The sequence below is a fragment of the Rathayibacter sp. AC451 genome, from assembly GCF_979253095.1.
Genome location: NZ_CEEDBD010000001.1, coordinates 3299044 through 3315670 on the forward strand (window position 1 = coordinate 3299044; position 16627 = coordinate 3315670).

The following is a 16627-nucleotide window of genomic DNA, read 5'->3' on the forward strand; positions in this document are numbered from 1 at the left end:
GGCGATCTGAACCAGTCGGTTCACCGTAGCGGAGCGAGGGCCGCGCGTCAGCCTCCCGACACCCCCGACACTCCGAAGCGGAACTCCAGACGGCCGTCGCGCGGCCGCACCAGGTACTCCGGATGCGTCCGCGCACCCCAGGAGTCGTCGCCCGCCACTCCGCGCCGCACCAGCGCCGGCCGCAGCACCGTGCGCTGCACGGGCGGCAGCTCGTTCGGGTGCCGCGCGTTCTCGACCTCGAACGGGGTCCAGTGCAGCGCCGAGAACTCCATCCCGCCGTCGCAGTCGAGACGCAACCCCCAGCCGTCGTCGCCGGTCACCTCGGCCCAGCGCACCCCGGTGCGGCTGCCCGACTCCTGGGGTTTGAGGTAAGGGGTCAGCTCCCGCGCCACGTCGCTCTCCCAGACGTCCAGTCGCGCGCCGAGGCGGCGGTCGGAGTAGCACTCGTCGGGTCCGTCGCCGTACCAGCGGAGGCGGTGCGCGTCGGCGCCCGTCGTCCACTGCATCCCGAACTCGGGCAGATCCGGCAGGCCGTCCGGCACGTCCATCGCGACGGTCACCTCGATCCGCCCGTCGCCGGTCACCCGGTAGTCGACGTCGCAGGTGGTGCGCGGCGTCGTCGGCAGCTCGTAGGTGAAGCCCACGGTGACGGCCGAGTCGTCGGAGGAGACGCGCGCGGTCCGCAGCGCCCCGCCCGCCGCACGGGCGTACCGGCTCGCGAGCAGCCACTGGCCGTCCTCGAACGGACCACCCCAGCCGCGCTCGTTCGACGTGGGCGCGTGCCAGAACGACGGCATCGGCATCGAGTCGAGCAGCTCGCGCCCGCCCTCCGGCCCGCCGCCCCAGCGGTACGACTGCAGTCCGCCGTGCAGGTGCGAGAAGAGGACGCTGAAGCCCTCGCCGCGCACGCCCACGTTGTGCGTGCCCTCGACGACCTCGGGCCGCGGGTGCCGCTCGGGGTGCGGTCGACCCTTCACCTCGAGCACGCGCTGGCCGCGGGCCACGACGTGCCCGGCCGGGGCCCAGCGCGTCGACGACGCCAGCCGCAGCTCGACGTCGAGCGTGTACTCGCCCGGCAGCTCGGGCACCGGCACCGGGCTCGCGAGGACCCCGCGCTCACCCGGCTGCACCGCGGTCTCGAGCGTCTGCTCGGCCAGCACGCGGCCCTCGCGCCGCAGCACGACGACCGCGTCGAAGTCCGACGACGGAGTCGACAGCAGTCGGTTCTCGATCGCGATCCCCTCCTGGGTCATCTCGATCCGGAACGGCTGGTAGAGGAACGCGACCTCCTGCAGCTTCGGCGTCGGCGCGCGGTCGGCGAACAGGATGCCGTTGCCGCTGAAGTCGCCGTCGTGCGGCGCCTCGCCGTGGTCGCCCCCGTAGCCGAAGAAGGGCACGCCGTGCCGGTCGACCATCGCGATCGCCTGGTCCGCGAAGTCCCAGATGAAACCGCCCTGGAACAGCGGCTCGCGGTCGGCCAGGTCGAGGTAGCGGTCGACCGCGCCGAAGGAGTTGCCCATGGCGTGCGCGTACTCGCACAGCACGAACGGCTTGTCGCGGTGCTCGCGCAGGTACTCCTCGACCTCGGCGGCCGGCGTGTACATCTGGCTGACGACGTCGGTCGTGTCGGGGTAGCGGGAGTCCCAGTGCACGCCCTCGTAGTGCACGGGGCGGTCGTCGACCTCGCGGAACCAGTCCGCCAGGTCGCGCAGCACACTGCCGCCGAACGACTCGTTGCCCAGCGACCACATCACCACGCTCGGGTGGTTCTTGTCGCGCTCGACGAGGCTCGTCGCGCGGTCGCGCAGCGCGGCGGCCCAGCGGCCGTCGTCGCCCGGCACCGCGTCCTCGAGCGGAGCATCGAGGTAGCGGACCCGGTCCCACACCCCGTGCGTCTCGAGGTTCATCTCGTCGACCACCAGGAACCCGTACTCGTCGGCGAGCTCGTAGAAGAAGGAGTTGTTGGGGTAGTGGCTGGTGCGGATCGCGTTCACGCCCGCGCGCTTGAGGATCCGCAGATCCTCCTCGGTCTGCTCGCGCGTGACGACGCGCCCGTTCGCGCCGAACTCGTGCCGGTTCACTCCGAAGAACACGACGCGGCGGCCGTTGAGCTTCAGCACTCCGTCCTCGATCGCGAAGCGGCGGAGGCCCACCGACTGCGGCACCACCTCCGTCTCGGCGCCCTCCGCATCGTGCACGCGCACGACGAGGCGGTGCAGGTGCGGGTCCTCGGGGCTCCACAGCCGCGGGTCGGCCAGCCGGATGCGGTGGCGCCCGTCCTCGTCCTGCCGCAGCACTCCGACTCCCTCGAGCTCGACGACCGCCGTGCCCTCGCCGTCGAGGCTCGGCTCGACGACGATCTCGGCCGACCCGTCCTCGACGAGAGTGCTCACGCGCAGGTCCTCGAGGTGCGTCCGCGGCCGGCGCAGCAGCACAACGTCGCGGAAGATCCCCGAGAAGCGGAAGAAGTCCTGGTCCTCGAGCCACGATCCGGCGCTCCACTTGACCACCTGTGCGGCGAGCACGTTCTCGCCCGCGACCAGCAGCTCGGTGAGGTCGAACTCGGCCGGCGAGAAGCTGTCGGCCGAGAAGCCGAGCCAGCGGCCGTTCAGCCAGAGCGCGATGGCGCTCTCGGCGCCGCGCACGTCCAGCGCGATCCGCTCGCCCGGCGCCGGCGGCGCGTCGAGGGTGAACACCGTCCGGTACGACGCGACTGGATTGAAGCGCTGCGGAGCCTGCCCGGGCGCGAGGTCCTCGTGCCCGTCCCACGGGTACTGCGTGTTCACGTACTGCGGGCGGTCGTAGCCGTGCAGCTGGATGTGCGCGGGGACCGGGATGGTGTCCCAGCCGGCAGCGTCGAAGTCCGGCTGCTCGAACCCGGGGACCGTGCCCGCGAGGTCGGGCGAGTAGTGGATCCGCCAGAGCCCGTTCAGCGACTGCTCGAACGAGCTGACGCCCGTCGCGGCCTCGTCCACCGACCGGAACCAGCGGTGATCGGAGTGGGGCGGGCGCCGGTTCTCGGCGAAGTAGCCCGGGTCGGACAGCCGCGAGGGGTCGAAGCCCGGGGCGGCCGGGGCGGCGGGCCGAGCCTCGTGCGCGAGGCTCACTTGATCGCCCCCGTGATGCCCTCGGCGAACGAGCGCTGCAGGATCATGAAGACGACCATCGTCGGCACCGAGGCCAGCAGCACGGCCAGCATCAGCACTCCGTAGTCGGTCACGTACCCGGCGGCGAGGTTCGAGATCAGCATCGGCATGGTCTGGAAGTCGTTGTTGACCAGGATCACCTTGGGCCAGAGGAAGTTGTTCCAGGCGGTCATGAAGGTGATGACGGCGGCGGCCGCGTAGGTCGACTTCATCGACGGCAGGTAGATGCGGGCGAAGATGCCCAGCTCGCTCACTCCGTCGATCCGGGCGGCCTCGATGATCTCGTAGGGGAACGAGCGCGACGCCTGGCGGAACAGCAGGATCAGGAACGGGGTCGAGATCGCCGGGATGATGACCGCGGCGAGCGAGTTGACCATCCCGACCTCGGCGAAGACCTGGAAGAGCGGGATCATGGTCGCCGCGAACGGGATCATGATCGCGATCAGGAGGATCGCCATCACGAGGTCCTTGCCCCGCGAGTGGAAGACCTCGAAGCCGTAGCCGGCGATCGAGCAGACGATCAGGGCGAGGATCGTGGTGCCGATGGCGACGGTGGCGGAGTTCCACATCGCTCCGCCGACGTCCTGCAGCCCCGAGAGCTTGGCGAAGTTCTCGAACAGCTGCGTGCCGGGCAGCATCCGCGAGTCGAGCACGTCCTGGCTGGTGTTGGTCGCCGAGACGGCCATGAAGTACAGCGGGAAGATCGAGAAGATCGCGAAGACCGTCAGGAACGCGTACTTCGGCACCGCGCGCAGGCGCGAGGCCACCGGGACCGAGCGCTTGGGCGGGGTCGTGGGCCCAGAGGACTCCGTCTCGGGGAGCGAGAGGACGGGGTCCGTCACGGGGAGGGTGCGGGCGGGGTCAGTCACGCTTGTCACCGACTTTCAGCTGGGCGAACGCGAGGACCGCGACGAGGATGAGGATCACGTAGGACAGTGCCGACGCGTAGCCGAAGTTCGGGTTCTTGAGGAACGAGACCTCGTAGAGGTAGTGCGACATCGACATGGTCGTGTACGCCGGTCCGCCCCGGGTCAGCGCCCACGACTCGTCGAAGAGCTGCAGGGTGCCGTTCGTCGACATGATCGCGGTGAGCAGGATGATCGGCTTCAGCTGCGGGATCGTGACGTGGAAGAAGGTCTGCAGCGAGCTCGCGCCGTCCATCTTCGCCGCCTCGATGCTCGAGTAGTCGACGTTCTGCAGGGCCGCCAGGTAGAAGACCATGTTGTAGCCGGTCCAGCGCCAGAGCAGTCCGAGGATGATGACGAAGCGCGCGGTCTCGGGGTTGCCGAGCCAGTTGATCGGGCCGTCGATCAGGCCGATTCCCAGCAGCACGTCGTTGACGAAGCCGTCGTTCGCGAAGATCGTGCGGAACACCAGCGAGTACGCGACGAGTGAGACGGCGCAGGGCAGGAAGATCGCGGTGCGCCAGAAGGTCTTGTACTTCAGCGTGCGGTCGTTGAGCAGGTTGGCGAGCACCAGCGCCATGATCAGCATCACCGGCACCTGGATGAGCAGGTAGATGAAGGTGTTCTGCAGCGTCAGGCGGAAGATCTCGTCCTGCAGCAGCCGCTCGTAGTTGAGCCAGAAGGGCTGCGCGAACGAGAGGTTCGCGCCGCGTCCGGTCTGCAGCGAGAGCAGGAACGCCTGCGCCATCGGCAGGAAGCTGACCAGCAGGATCAGCAGCGAGGCCGGCAGGAGGAACGCCCAGCCGGTGAGGCTGCGGCGGCGCTCGCCGGTCATCCTCACGGGTCGGCGGGAGTCGCGCTGCCTCTGCGGAGGAGTGCGGGGTCGGGTGCGCGGTGGCGCGGAGGTCGTCACGGGGTGCTCGCAATCTGCAGGAGGAGGGGGAGAGGGGGCCGGGCCGGGGCTCGCGCCCCGGCCCGGCCGAGGGCCTGCTGGACACGAGACCGCCGTCGCGAGCACGGCCTGATCGTGCGAGCTGCAAGGAGCGGATCGAAGGCCAATGCGGGGCATTGGACGAGATTCGCGACGCCGCAGATCGTGCGATCAGGACGAGCGGAGCACGCGGGATCGTGTTCAGCAGGCCCTTGCGGTCAGCTCATCGCGAACTCGACGTTCGCCTGCGCCTCCTCGAGCGCCTTGGCCGGGTCGGCGCCTCCGATGATCTGCGTGATCGCCGCGCTGACGGAGTCGCGGCCCTCGTAGTAGTACGCACCGGTGTTGTTGCTGGGCACCTCGGCGCCGAACTGCGCGACCTCCGAGAAGATCGGCTGTCCGCCGAAGTACTCGCTGGGCTGCTCGTACGCGGCCGAGGACGCGGCGGGGAGCCAGTTGGCGACGGCGCCGGTGGCCGGGAGGATCGTGTCGTACAGCTCGGTCGAGCCGGCGAAGGTCGACGCGAGGAAGTCGGTCGCGAGGTCGACGTCGGCGTTCGAGCTGATCGTCCACGACGATCCGCCGTTGGCGGTGTAGTTGGTCGCACCGTCGACGCTGTCGAGCGACGGGACGTTGGTGACCTGCCACTTGCCGGCCTGGTCCTCGGCCGCCTGGATGGATCCGACGATCCAGATGCCGTTGATCGTGCCGCCGACCGAGCCGTTCACGAAGGTGCCGAGGTACTCGTCCCACGAGTTGACCTCGACGAAGACGCCCGACTCGACGAGCTGCTTGTAGGTGTCGATTGCGCTGAGCAGCGCGTCGTTGTCGCTGATCGTGGGCATGCCCTCGTCGTCGAAGAGGCTCGCTCCCGCGCTCTGCAGCATCATCATGATCATGTCGGCGGAGCCCGCCTGGCCCGACAGCAGCGGCGAGCCGGTCTTCGCGAGGACATCCTTGCCCTTGGTCAGGAACTCGTCCCAGGTGATGTCGGTGAAGTCGGCGACGGTGTACCCGGCCGCCTCGAGGACGTCGGTGCGCAGCGCGGTGACCGCGGTGCCGGAGTCGAACGGGACGCCGTAGTTCACGCCGTCGACGGTGGAGTACGCGGTGACGGCCTCGGGGAACTCCGAGAAGTCGACGGCGTCGGTCGAGATCTCGCTGAAGATCTCGGGGTAGTTGAGCGCGTTCTTCTGGAACGCGTTGTTCTGCATGAGGAAGATGTCGGGCAGCTCCTCGTACTGCCGCGACTGGGCGAGGGTCGTGAGCTTGGGCTGCAGGTCCTCCCACGGCGTCTCGATGATGTCGAGCGAGAAGTCGGGGTTGTCCTTCTGGTAGATCTTCTCGGCCTCCTCGAGCGCGGCGATGTTGAACGCCGGGTCCCAGGCCCAGACGGTCAGGGTGTTGTCCCCGTCCCCTCCGCCGTCGCCGCCGGAGGACGAGCCTCCGCCGGAGCAGGCCGTCAGGGCGAGGGCGAGCGGGAGGGCGACGGCGACGGCGGTCGTGACCTTCTTGGAGAGAGTTCGCACGGTGTCTGTTCCTTGTCTGTGATGCAGGTGCTGGTGGTGGGTGCAGGGTGTCTGGCGGGTCGTGGAGGCCGTCGGAACGGGCGGATCGGGGTGGGATCCGCCCCGTCCGGGGACGGCAGGGAGCGCGCTCGGGGGTCCGAGCGCGAGCGGTGAGGAGGTCAGCGCAGCGGCTGCGGAAGGGCGCGTGAGGCGCCGGCGGCCGCAGAGAGGGGGAGCGCAGCGGCGGGGGAGTCCGCGGCGGAAGCACCGGCGACGGCGAGGATCATCGCAGCGGGAGCGGAGATCACCGGGTGGTCGGGCTGGGAGGCCCGAGCGGCGGCGAGGACGCCGTTCCGCCATCGGAGCGCCGGGCTCGTCGCCGGGCGGGTGGTCGATCGGTCGATCGAGCGGGTCAAGGGAGTCCTCCGTCATCGCAGGTCCTGCGTGGTACAGCGCTGTACCACGGGGGCGAATCTAGACCGCGGGATGCTCCGACCGCAAGAAGCGTTTTCCGCCGGGCCTCGTCGTGGCGCGCTCGATGACCCGCGAGTGGCCGTAGTCGGTCGTCGTCGGCCCCGCCTCGCGGTCGATGCGGGCGATCAGCCGGTCCAGCGCCGTCTCGGCGATCCACGCGATCCGCGAGTCCATCGTCGTGAGGGGCGGATTCAGGTACGCCGACTCCTCGACGTCGTCGAAGCCGATGACCTGGACGTCCTCGGGGATCCGCAGCCCGCCCTCGCGCAGGGCCGAGACCGCTCCGATGGCGAGGCCGTCGTTCAGGCACACCAGGCCGTCGAACGGGATCCCCGACTCGACGAGGTCGCGCGTCACGCGGAACCCCGAGCCGATCGTCCAGTCGTAGCCCGAGACGCCGACCAGCCGCGGATCCAGCACGCGTCCCGACGCCCGCACCTCCTCGAGCACGCCGCGCAGCCGCAGCTCCGCGTTGCCCTCGCGGGCGGCTCCGATGCTCGCGGCGTCGAACGGCACGTGCGCGCCCACCACCGCGATCGACGTGCTGCCCCGCTCGAGCAGGTGCGCGGTGGCGGTGCGGGCGTCGTCGACGTCGTCCGTGGTCACCCGATCGGTCAGACCGTAGGTGTTCCGCGAGCCGAGGCAGACGAGCGGGTACGGCACGTCCAGCGCCTCGCGATCGAGCGTCTCGTGCTCCGACAGCGAGAGCAGCAGGCCGTCGGTGAGCTGCGAGTTGAACTGCTGCAGCAGCCTGCGCGAGCCGGTGCGGCCCTCGTCCGGATACGTCGTCACGTAGACGACGAGATCCCTCCGGCGCGCGGTGTCGACGACGACCTCGGCCAGTTCGGCCAGGTAGGCGGCCCTGAGCGTGGGGACCGCGAGGGTGACGGAGTCGGTGCGCCCGCGCGTGAGGTTCCTCGCGGCGACGTTGACGGTGTAGCCCAGCTCGTCCACCGCTGCCCGCACGCGCTGGCGGGTCTCGTCGGCCATGCGGCCGGTGCCGTTGACGACGTTCGACGCGGTCTTCAGCGACACTCCGGCGCGCTCGGCGACGGCCACGAGCGTGGCCTTCCTGCGAGGCGGTGCCATCGCGTCCCCCTCCGGTGCTGCGTCGTGCTCCTGCACATGGATACACCACGGCTCGACGCCCGCGTCCCCCTTGCCGATACGCTGACGCGGGTCCGGCCGAGGGGAGCGACGCGATGACGACCGCTTCGACGAGGCGCGCGCTGCTGCTCGAGAGCATCGTCGACCACATCCTGGAGCACGGCGTGGCGAACGTCTCGCTGCGCGCCCTGGCCCGCGCGGCCGACTCCAACAACCGCATGCTGCTGTACTACTTCGGCTCCCGCGCCGAGCTGCTGTCCGAGGCGCTCGTCGCCGCCGCGCGGCGCTTCCCCGACATGCGGCGCGCGGCCGACGAGCTGCTCGTGCCCGGGCGCCCGCTCGCCGAGCGGCTCGACCGCGCGTGGGAGGCGCTCGCGTCGGCCGGCAACCGCCCGTACCTGCGCCTGTTCTTCCAGGTCTTCGGGCTCGCCGCGTTCGAGCAGGCCGAGGAGTGGCGGGCGATGCGCGGCCGCTTCGACGAATTCCTGCAGCCGGAGCTGCGCCGGGCGCTCGCCGAGTCGGGCGTGACGCCCGAGGACGTGCCCGTGCTCGCCCGCGAGATCGTGGCCTTCTGGCGCGGGCTCGAGATCCTGCTGATCTCGCTCGACGACGACGCGGGCGTCGACGCCGTGCGGGTGCGCGGGCACGCGGACCTGCTGGCACGCCTGCCGCTGGATCGTCAGCAGAACCAAGGCTGAGGGGCTCGATCCGCGCTGATGCGACGGATCGGCTGCGCTGAGCCTTACTTCTGCGGGTCGGGGCGCTTCGAGTCGCCTTCGCGCTCGCCCAGCAGCCCCGCGATCGCCGCATCGAACTCTTCCCGCAGCCGCGCCTTCTGCTCCGGAGGGAGGAACGCCGCCTCCACTCCGTTCCGTGCGATCGTGCAGGCGTCCTCGATCCCGAGGCCCAGCGCTGGGAGGGCCTCGCGGTACTCGCGGACAATGTCGGTGCGGAAGAACACCGCGTCGTCCGTCGACACCGTGACCCGGAGTCCGGCGCGCACCATCGCCGCGATCCGGTGCTCCGGATCGAGCGTCCAGCCCGAGCAGATCGTCGTCGAGATCGGGGTCGTGGTGAATCCGATGCCGGAATCTCGCGCCCGTTCGACCAGCGCCGGGTCGTCGAGGATCCGGTAGCCGTGGTCGATGCGGTCGACCTGCAGCACGTCCAGCGCGATCCGGACGGAGTCGGGCTCGGACCGGTCCGTCTCGCCGACGTGGGCGGTGAGGGCGAGACCCGAGCGGCGCGCGAGCGCGAACGCCTCGCGGAACCGGCCGGGATCCTCCGTGCCTTCGGGCGTCAGATCGTCCATGCCGAGGGCGACGACCTCCTCGCGCGGGTGGCGGCCCACCGTCTCGACGAGCTCGACGGCGCTGCTCGCCGACTCCCTCCGGTTGACGGCCACGACCATCCGGAAGCCCACTCCGAGGTCGACCTCGGCGGCCCTCAGCCCGTCGAGGATCGGATCGAGCACGTCGGCGTAGCCGAGGCCGTCCCGGCCCAGGTAGTGCGCGTCGGCGAAGTACTGCGGATTGATCGCGTACTCGCGGTAGCGGAGACCCTGCGCCGCCGCCGCGCGGACTCCGTCGTAGGCGACGGTGGCGAGGTCGGCCGGAGTCCGCAGCACCCGGTGCGCGGCGCGGAAGGCGACGAGGAACTCCTGCAGGTCCGCGAAGTCGAACAGCGTCGCCGGATCGGTGGACGGCAGCTCGACCCCGTACCGGTCGGCCGACGCGATCAGGTGCGCCGCGCTCATGGTGGAGGCGAAGTGGCAGTGCAGCTCCGTCTTCGGCAGCCGCCGCAGCACCTCGTCGTCGTCGATCGCGTTCCCGGGTGCGCCCATTCCCCCATGCTGCCACCGCCGTGACCCCCCCTCCGCTGGTCGAGTAGCGGCCGCAGGCCGCGGATCGAGACCCCCGTGCCCGGCGGGGGTGGATCTCGATACGTCCGCTCCGCGGACTACTCGATCAGCAGAGGGGGGCGTCGCTCGCGGCGCGAGTCGTCGCGAGCAGGGTCGCGCGCATCCGTCGGACCCCGCTTCGCGTCCAGTCGTCGCACCTGCAGGCCGCGACTGGACTCGTGACGGGCCCCGCGTGCTCTGCGGACCCCGTTTCGCGTCGACTCGACTGCCCCTTCGCCCCCTTCCGCTGGTCGAGTAGCGGCGGCACGCCGCGTATCGAGACCCTCGTGTCCAGCGGGGGTGGATCTCGATACGCCCGCTGCGCGGGCTGCTCGATCAGCAGGTGAGGGGAGCTGCGCGCACCGCTCGATCAGCAGCACGCCCCGTCAGCGCGCGAGCCGCCGCGTCGAGCGCCGCACCACCAGCCGCGCCGACACCGAGGTGCGCTGCTGGCGCTCGCCCGTGCGGATCCGCTCCGCGAGCATCCGCAGCGCCGTCTCGCCGAGCGCCTGGTGGTCGAGGTGCATCGTGGTGAGCGGCGGCGAGAAGTACTCGGAGTCGGGCATGTCGTCGACGCCCACGATCGAGTAGTCGTCGGGCGCGATCCGGCCGCGCTCCGCCATCGTCTGCAGGAATCCCAGCGCGATCTGGTCGTTGGCCGCCGACACTGCCGTGAACGACTCCGGGTCCACGGTCCGGGCGTGCTCGGCGCCCGATCCCGCGTCCCACTCGCGGCAGCGCAGCACCTCGAGCGCGGGGACGCCCGCCTCCTCGAGCGCCGCCCGGTACCCGCGCTCCCGCTCGACCGCCTCGTTGCGGTCGCGCGGACCCGCGAGGTGCAGGATCCGGCGGTGCCCGAGCTCGAGCAGGTGGCGCGTCCCCAGGTAGCCGGCGCCGAACGAGTCGGCGGAGGTCGAGTCGACGGAGGCGTTGTCGTGCTCGGAGCGGGTCACGACGGGGACCGACGTGGCGATGTAGTCGAGCAGCTCGTCCAGGCCCTCGTACGGCGTGCCGACGATGATGCCGTCGACCTGGAACGAGAGCAGCTTGTCGACCGCGTGCCGCACCTCCTCGGGCGAGCTCGGCACCCCGGGATCCGTGTCCAGGAGCGCGGTGATCAGCGAGAGGCCGGTAGCGCGGGCGGCGCGGCTCACTCCGGTGAGCAGCTCGGCGTTGCCGTAGTTGAGGGGTCCCATCGCCAGGAAGCCGATGGTGTCGGTGCTCTGCACCCGCAGGTTGCGGGCGACGCGGTTGTGGCGGTAGCCGAGCGCGGCGATGGCCGACTCGATCCGCTCGCGGGTCGCGGGGGCGACGTAGCCGCCGGTGAAGAAGCGCGAGACGGTCTGGGCCGAGACCTCGGCGCGGCGTCCGACGTCGGCCATGCTCGGCCGCGCGCGGGAGGAGGCGTCTCCAGGCATCGGCACCCCCTCCGCTTCGTCCGCGGCCCACTCTACGAGTCCCGGAGCCGTTATCCGATCGTGACCGGTCAACCGGTTGGACTGCTTGCCGACCGAATGTGTTATCGATAACGTATCTCCCATCCACCGCCTGGGCCGATGCGAATCGTGCTCGGGGCGGACCAGACGTCGACGTCGCATCGCCGCGGTGTCGCGCAGTGAAAGGACGCGAAGATGCGTGCTCTGCCTCGATCCGTCGCCTTCGTGACGGGTGCCCTCCTCCTGGCCGGCCTCACCGGATGCTCCGCCGGCGGCGGCGCCGGTGACGGATCCACCGAGATCACCTGGTTCAAGCTCACCGAGTCCGCCGACTCCGCCAACGCGACGATCGACGAGATCGTCGCCGACTTCGAGGCGGCCAACCCCGACATCACCGTGAAGGTGGAGCAGCGGGCCGTCGACGCGCACAAGGACGCCCTCCGCACGACGCTGGGCACCAGCGGCGCTCCCGACGTCTTCTTCTCGTGGGCCGGACCGGGCCTCGGCGGCGAGTTCATCGACGCCGGGGCGAGCCTGGACCTCGAGGAGTACTACGACGAGTACGGCTGGGCCGACCGCTTCTCCGAGACCACCCTCTCGACCGTCACCCAGTACGGCGGCTACGACGGGGTGCCCTACACCCAGCGCACCGAGGCCGTCTTCTACAACAAGGACCTCTTCGCCGAGGCGGGCATCGACGCGGCTCCCACCAGCTACGACGAGCTCGTCGAGGACGCGGCGGCGCTCAAGGCGGCCGGGATCACGCCCTTCGAGTTCGGCGGCACCGTCAACTGGCACGTCATGCGCCTGCTGGACAGCCTGCTCGAGACCCAGTGCGGAGCCGACGGCTACCAGGCGCTCGTCACGGGTGAGGCCGACTGGTCGGAGGAGTCCTGCGTCACCGACACCTTCACCGAGTTCGCGACCTGGACCGCCGACTACGTGAACCCGGGCTTCATCTCGATCAACAACGACGAGTCGAGCTCGCTGTTCTTCAGCGGCAAGGCGGCGATGGCGATCGAGGGCGACTGGTTCAACCAGCAGATCCGCGACAACGGCATGAGCGAGGACTCGGTGGGCATCTTCGCCTTCCCGACCGGCACCGAGCGCATCTACGGCTTCAACGAGAACAACTACATCTCGGCGAACTCCGAGCACCCCGACGAGGCCGCGAAGTTCCTCGACTACCTCACCTCGCCCGAGGCGCAGCAGAAGTTCATCGCGACCTTCGGCAGCCGCTCGGTCAACGTCGACGTGCAGGCCGAGGACCAGAGCGAGTTCGACGCCTCGTGGACCCCGATCGTGGAGGCGGCCACCGGCGTCTACATGAACAACGACCAGAACCTCTCCCAGTCGCAGACCACCGAGTACTGGCGCATCCAGAACCTGGTCGCGACGGGCGAGCTCGACCCGGCCGACGCCGGCGCCGAGTTCCAGAAGTTCCTCGACCAGCAGTGACGCAGCGGGCGGAGGCGGCAGCGCGCCTCCTCCGCCCGACCCGCGCTGCGAGGCGCCCCCGTGATCCCGTGTCCGAGACGCCCGAGAGGTCCGACATGACGACATCCACCCCCGCCCGCCCCCGGCCGACGAGGTCCGAGCCACCCCGCCCGAAGCGGCGCCGGACGCTCGCCCGCCTCGGCGGCACCGGCTTCCTCGCCGCCCTGCCGTTCCTGGCTCCGGCGCTCGCCGCCTACCTCGTCTTCGTGGTCGGCCCCTCGCTCGAGTCCGTGCGGCTCAGCTTCTTCGAATGGACCGGCTTCCAGGGCGCTCCCCAGGTCTTCGTGGGCTTCCAGAACTACGTCCGCATCTTCACCCAGGACCCCGTCTTCTGGACCGCCTTCTCGAACACCCTCATCTGGGTCGTGCTGTCGCTGCTCATCCCGGTGGGCCTGGGCCTCGTGATGGCCCTGGCGCTCAACCGCCCGCTCTTCGGGCGCAACGCCTTCCGCTCGCTGTTCTACATCCCGGGCGTCCTCGCTCCGATCGCCATCGCGAACATGTGGCGCTGGATGTACAACCCGAACTACGGCGTCGGGGTGAACCTCGCGCAGCTGTTCGACCTGCCCTGGCTCGCCGAGGTGCAGTGGCTGGGCGACAAGAACCTGGCGCTCTACTCGATCTTCGCGGCGTTCGTCTGGCAGATCGCGGGCACGAACATGGTGCTCTTCCTCGCCGGCCTGCAGAGCGTCTCGCCCGACCACGTCGAGGCCGCCCGGCTCGACGGCGCCAACGCGTGGCAGGTGTTCCGCAACGTCACGCTGCCGGCGCTGCGGCCCACGACGGTCATCGTCGTGGTCCTCACGATCATCAACTCGATCAAGGTCTTCGACCTGATCGTCGGCATGACCGGAGGCGGCCCCGCGCAGCAGACGCAGGTGCTCGCGCTCTGGTCGTTCCAGCAGTCCTTCAACAACCACGAGTACGGGCAGGGCAACGCGATCGCCACGGTCCTGCTCGTGATCACCCTCGTCATCGTCGTCCCGTACATGGTCTGGACGGCACGTCAGGAGAAGAACTCATGAGCGTCACGAGCATCCCGACCAGCGCCCCCGGACTCGTCGCGGCGCCGAAACGCGAACGGCGCCCCGTCGGCGGCCGCGACTTCGTCCGAGCCGGTCTCTGGATCGGCCTCGTCTTCGCGGTCCTGATCTGGGCCGTGCCGCTGATCTTCATGGTGTTCACCTCGCTCAAGAGCGAGGCCGACATCTTCAGCACCCCGGCGTTCGTCCCGCCGTGGTCGCCGGACTTCGGCAACTACGTCGAGGCGCTGGACCGGGGCAACCTGCTGACCGCCGGCGGGAACAGCCTGATCATCGCCCTGATCAAGGTCCCCGTGGGCCTGTTCATCTCCGCGGCCGCCGCCTTCGCTCTGGCCCGCATGAGGTTCCGCCGTCAGCGCCTGCTGATGGGGATCATCGCCCTCGGCGCCATGGTGCCGATCCAGGTCGCCATCGCCCCGCTCTTCCAGGTCATCAACGGCCTGGGACTGCTCAGCACCAACGTCGGCATCATCCTGCCGTACATCGCGTTCGGGCTGCCGTACCAGACCTTCATCCTGTACGGCTTCTTCCGTCAGATCCCGGAGGAGATCGACGAGAGCGCGCGGATCGACGGAGCCGGCAACTGGCGCCTGTTCCTGACGATCATCCTGCCGCTGGCCCGTCCCGCCCTGGCCGCGCTGTTCATCCTCGACTTCGTCTCGACCTGGAACGAGTACTCCATCGCTCTGGCGCTCCTGCAGAGCCAGGACTCGTGGACGATCCCGCTCGCGCTGCAGGGCTTCCAATCGCAGTTCACCAGCTCCTACGGGCCGCTGAACGCCTTCACCATCATGTCCGTGTTCCCCGTGCTGATCGTCTACCTGATGTTCCAGCGCTACTTCGTCGAGGGTGCCTTCGCCGGCGCCGTGAAGGGCTGACCGTGCCGCACGCCACCACCACCGAGCGCTTCTCGCGGGCCACGCGCCTGTACGAGGTCCTGCACGACCCCCGCGGGCACGCCGTCGTCGAGCGCCACCTCCCGGGCCTGGTGCGCTCGTCGATCCTGCACACCCTGCACAGCTATCCGATCGGCCTCGTCGTCGACACGGAGGAGTCGCTCGACGAGGCCGCTCGCGAGGCCCTCCTCGCCGAGATCGCGGCGATCCCCACCGAGGAGCCCGCTCCCCTCCGCGAGCAGGAGCTCTTCGTCCCGCCCTCCGCGTCGTACGAGGGGGCGGAGATCCCGCTCGGGTCGGCCGCGGTGCTCGCACCGGCGTCGGTGCCGGTCTTCGAGCGCTTCGAGCTCGAGCTGCGCGGCCCGTCGCACGGCAACCCGTTCGTCGACGTGGAGCTGTCGGCGATGATCGACGGCCCCGACGGCTCGGTCCGGGTGCCGGGGTTCTACGACGGCGACGGGGTGTACCGCCTGCGCTGGATGCCCGAGGCCGTGGGGGAGTACGCCTGGACCACCTCCAGCAGCGCCCGCTCGCTCGACGGCGTCACCGGCTCGGTGTCGGTGACCGCTGCTCGGGACGGCCGGCACGGACCGGTGCGCGTCGCGGGGTCCTTCCACTTCGCGCACGCCGACGGCACCCGCCACCGGCCGATCGGCACCACCGCCTACGCGTGGACGCACCAGGGCGACGAGCTCGAGGAGCGCACGCTCGCGACCCTCGCCGAGGCGCCCTTCACCAAGATCCGCATGTGCGTGTTCCCCAAGTCGTACCTCTTCAACGAGAACGAGCCCGAGCGCTACCCGTTCGAGGGCTCGCCGGAGCAGGGCTTCGACTGGCAGCGGCCGTCGCCGGAGTTCTGGGCGCACCTCGAGCGGCGCGTCGAGCAGCTGGGGGAGGTCGGCATCGAGGCCGACCTGATCCTCTTCCACGCCTACGACCGGTGGGGCTTCTCGACCATGGACGCCGTCGCCGACGACCGCTACGTGCGGTACGCCGTGGCACGGCTCGCGTCCTACGCGAACGTCTGGTGGTCGCTCGCCAACGAGTACGACCTCCTGTTCGAGAAGACGGAGGAGGACTGGGAGCGCCTCGCGCGGATCGTCACGGCCGACGACCCCTCGCGGCACCTGCTGTCGATCCACAACTGCCGCGACTTCTACGACTACTCCCGGCCCTGGATCACGCACGCGAGCATCCAGCGCCAGGACGTCTACAAGACCGCCGAGATGACGACGGAGTGGCGCCGCTGGGGCAAGCCCGTCGTGATCGACGAGTGCGCCTACGAGGGCGACATCGACCAGGGCTGGGGCAACATCACCGGCGAGGAGCTGGTGCGCCGCTTCTGGGAGGGGGCGCTGCGCGGCGGCTACGTGGGCCACGGCGAGACGTACGTGCACCCCGACGACGTGCTCTGGTGGGCGAAGGGCGGGGAGCTGCGCGGCACGAGCCCGTCTCGCATCGCGTTCCTCGATCGCATCCTCGAGGAGGGGCCGTCCGCGGGGCTCGAGCCGATCCCGCTCGACTGGGACATCCCCCGCGCAGGCGTCGAGGGCGAGTACTACCTGTACTACTTCGGCTTCGACCGGCCGACCTACCGCCGCTTCCTGCTCGAGCCCGACGTCTCGTACACCGTCGACGTGATCGACACGTGGGGCATGGCGGTGGAGCGGCTGCCGGGCACGTACTCGGGCCGCTTCCGCATCGACCTGCCGGGCCGCCAGTACATCGCGGTGCGCCTGCTGCGCTCGGACGCGTAGCGGGCCTCCTGCTGGTCGAGTAGCGGG

At 70.2% G+C, this 16627-nt stretch carries 13 protein-coding genes; 5 read left to right on the forward strand and 8 right to left on the reverse strand.

Translation table 11 applies throughout. The annotated features are described in order from the left end of the window. Positions 1-47 precede the first annotated feature (47 nt). The 6 genes from lacZ to AC0CID_RS15740 form a co-directional block, all read right to left on the reverse strand. Positions 48-3107 carry a beta-galactosidase, LacZ type gene (gene lacZ / locus AC0CID_RS15715; RefSeq protein ID WP_465227546.1) on the reverse strand — a complete coding sequence of 1020 codons (3060 nt, stop codon included), beginning with the start codon at positions 3105-3107 and terminating at the stop codon, positions 48-50. Next, positions 3104-4015: a carbohydrate ABC transporter permease gene (locus AC0CID_RS15720; protein WP_465227547.1), complete on the reverse strand. Its 912-nt coding sequence runs from the start codon at positions 4013-4015 to the stop codon at positions 3104-3106. The genes lacZ and AC0CID_RS15720 overlap by 4 nt, the downstream gene beginning before the upstream one ends. After that, entirely contained in the window at positions 4008-4886 is an 879-nt protein-coding gene (locus AC0CID_RS15725; RefSeq protein WP_465227548.1) for a carbohydrate ABC transporter permease, read from the reverse strand. Before AC0CID_RS15725 ends, AC0CID_RS15720 begins: the two co-directional genes overlap by 8 nt. Positions 4887-5200: 314 nt before the next feature. Then, entirely contained in the window at positions 5201-6511 is a 1311-nt protein-coding gene (locus AC0CID_RS15730; protein WP_465227549.1) for an extracellular solute-binding protein, read from the reverse strand. A gap of 158 nt (positions 6512-6669) precedes the next feature. Next, positions 6670-6906 (reverse strand): hypothetical protein, encoded by a 237-nt coding sequence (locus AC0CID_RS15735; RefSeq protein WP_465227550.1) that lies wholly within the window; start codon positions 6904-6906, stop codon positions 6670-6672. 58 nt (positions 6907-6964) lie between these two features. Continuing rightward, positions 6965-8053: a LacI family DNA-binding transcriptional regulator gene (locus AC0CID_RS15740; protein WP_465227551.1), complete on the reverse strand. Its 1089-nt coding sequence runs from the start codon at positions 8051-8053 to the stop codon at positions 6965-6967. Positions 8054-8166: 113 nt separating this feature from the next. Here AC0CID_RS15740 and AC0CID_RS15745 point away from each other — a divergent pair, with 113 nt between their 5' ends. Further along, positions 8167-8769, forward strand: a complete 603-nt coding sequence (locus AC0CID_RS15745; RefSeq protein WP_465227552.1) for a TetR family transcriptional regulator — start codon at positions 8167-8169, stop codon at positions 8767-8769. 44 nt (positions 8770-8813) lie between these two features. Here the strand turns inward: AC0CID_RS15745 and add are convergent, their stop codons facing one another. Further along, positions 8814-9914 carry an adenosine deaminase gene (add, locus tag AC0CID_RS15750; protein ID WP_465227553.1) on the reverse strand — a complete coding sequence of 367 codons (1101 nt, stop codon included), beginning with the start codon at positions 9912-9914 and terminating at the stop codon, positions 8814-8816. A gap of 443 nt (positions 9915-10357) precedes the next feature. Beyond that, positions 10358-11389: a LacI family DNA-binding transcriptional regulator gene (locus AC0CID_RS15755; RefSeq protein ID WP_465227554.1), complete on the reverse strand. Its 1032-nt coding sequence runs from the start codon at positions 11387-11389 to the stop codon at positions 10358-10360. Between the two features lie 213 nt (positions 11390-11602). Here AC0CID_RS15755 and AC0CID_RS15760 point away from each other — a divergent pair, with 213 nt between their 5' ends. The 4 genes from AC0CID_RS15760 (at position 11603) to AC0CID_RS15775 (ending at position 16600) form a co-directional block, all read left to right on the forward strand. After that, entirely contained in the window at positions 11603-12865 is a 1263-nt protein-coding gene (locus tag AC0CID_RS15760; RefSeq protein ID WP_465227555.1) for an ABC transporter substrate-binding protein, read from the forward strand. A gap of 95 nt (positions 12866-12960) precedes the next feature. Then, positions 12961-13929, forward strand: coding sequence for a carbohydrate ABC transporter permease (locus AC0CID_RS15765; RefSeq protein ID WP_465227556.1), 969 nt, complete (start codon positions 12961-12963; stop codon positions 13927-13929). Continuing rightward, entirely contained in the window at positions 13926-14825 is a 900-nt protein-coding gene (locus tag AC0CID_RS15770; protein WP_207407953.1) for a carbohydrate ABC transporter permease, read from the forward strand. The genes AC0CID_RS15765 and AC0CID_RS15770 overlap by 4 nt, the downstream gene beginning before the upstream one ends. Positions 14826-14827: 2 nt before the next feature. Next, positions 14828-16600 (forward strand): DUF5605 domain-containing protein, encoded by a 1773-nt coding sequence (locus tag AC0CID_RS15775; protein WP_465227557.1) that lies wholly within the window; start codon positions 14828-14830, stop codon positions 16598-16600. The last annotated feature ends 27 nt before the right edge of the window (positions 16601-16627 follow it).

Bases quoted from the DNA above. Each gene is read 5' to 3' on its own strand.
- add (WP_465227553.1), bottom strand. From the start codon at position 9,914: ATGGGCGCACCCGGGAACGCGATCGACGACGACGAGGTGCTGCGGCGG.
- AC0CID_RS15770 (WP_207407953.1), top strand. From the start codon at position 13,926: ATGAGCGTCACGAGCATCCCGACCAGCGCCCCCGGACTCGTCGCGGCG.
- AC0CID_RS15725 (WP_465227548.1), bottom strand. From the start codon at position 4,886: ATGACCGGCGAGCGCCGCCGCAGCCTCACCGGCTGGGCGTTCCTCCTG.
- AC0CID_RS15755 (WP_465227554.1), bottom strand. From the start codon at position 11,389: ATGCCTGGAGACGCCTCCTCCCGCGCGCGGCCGAGCATGGCCGACGTC.
- AC0CID_RS15745 (WP_465227552.1), top strand. From the start codon at position 8,167: ATGACGACCGCTTCGACGAGGCGCGCGCTGCTGCTCGAGAGCATCGTC.
- AC0CID_RS15765 (WP_465227556.1), top strand. From the start codon at position 12,961: ATGACGACATCCACCCCCGCCCGCCCCCGGCCGACGAGGTCCGAGCCA.
- AC0CID_RS15740 (WP_465227551.1), bottom strand. From the start codon at position 8,053: ATGGCACCGCCTCGCAGGAAGGCCACGCTCGTGGCCGTCGCCGAGCGC.
- AC0CID_RS15760 (WP_465227555.1), top strand. From the start codon at position 11,603: ATGCGTGCTCTGCCTCGATCCGTCGCCTTCGTGACGGGTGCCCTCCTC.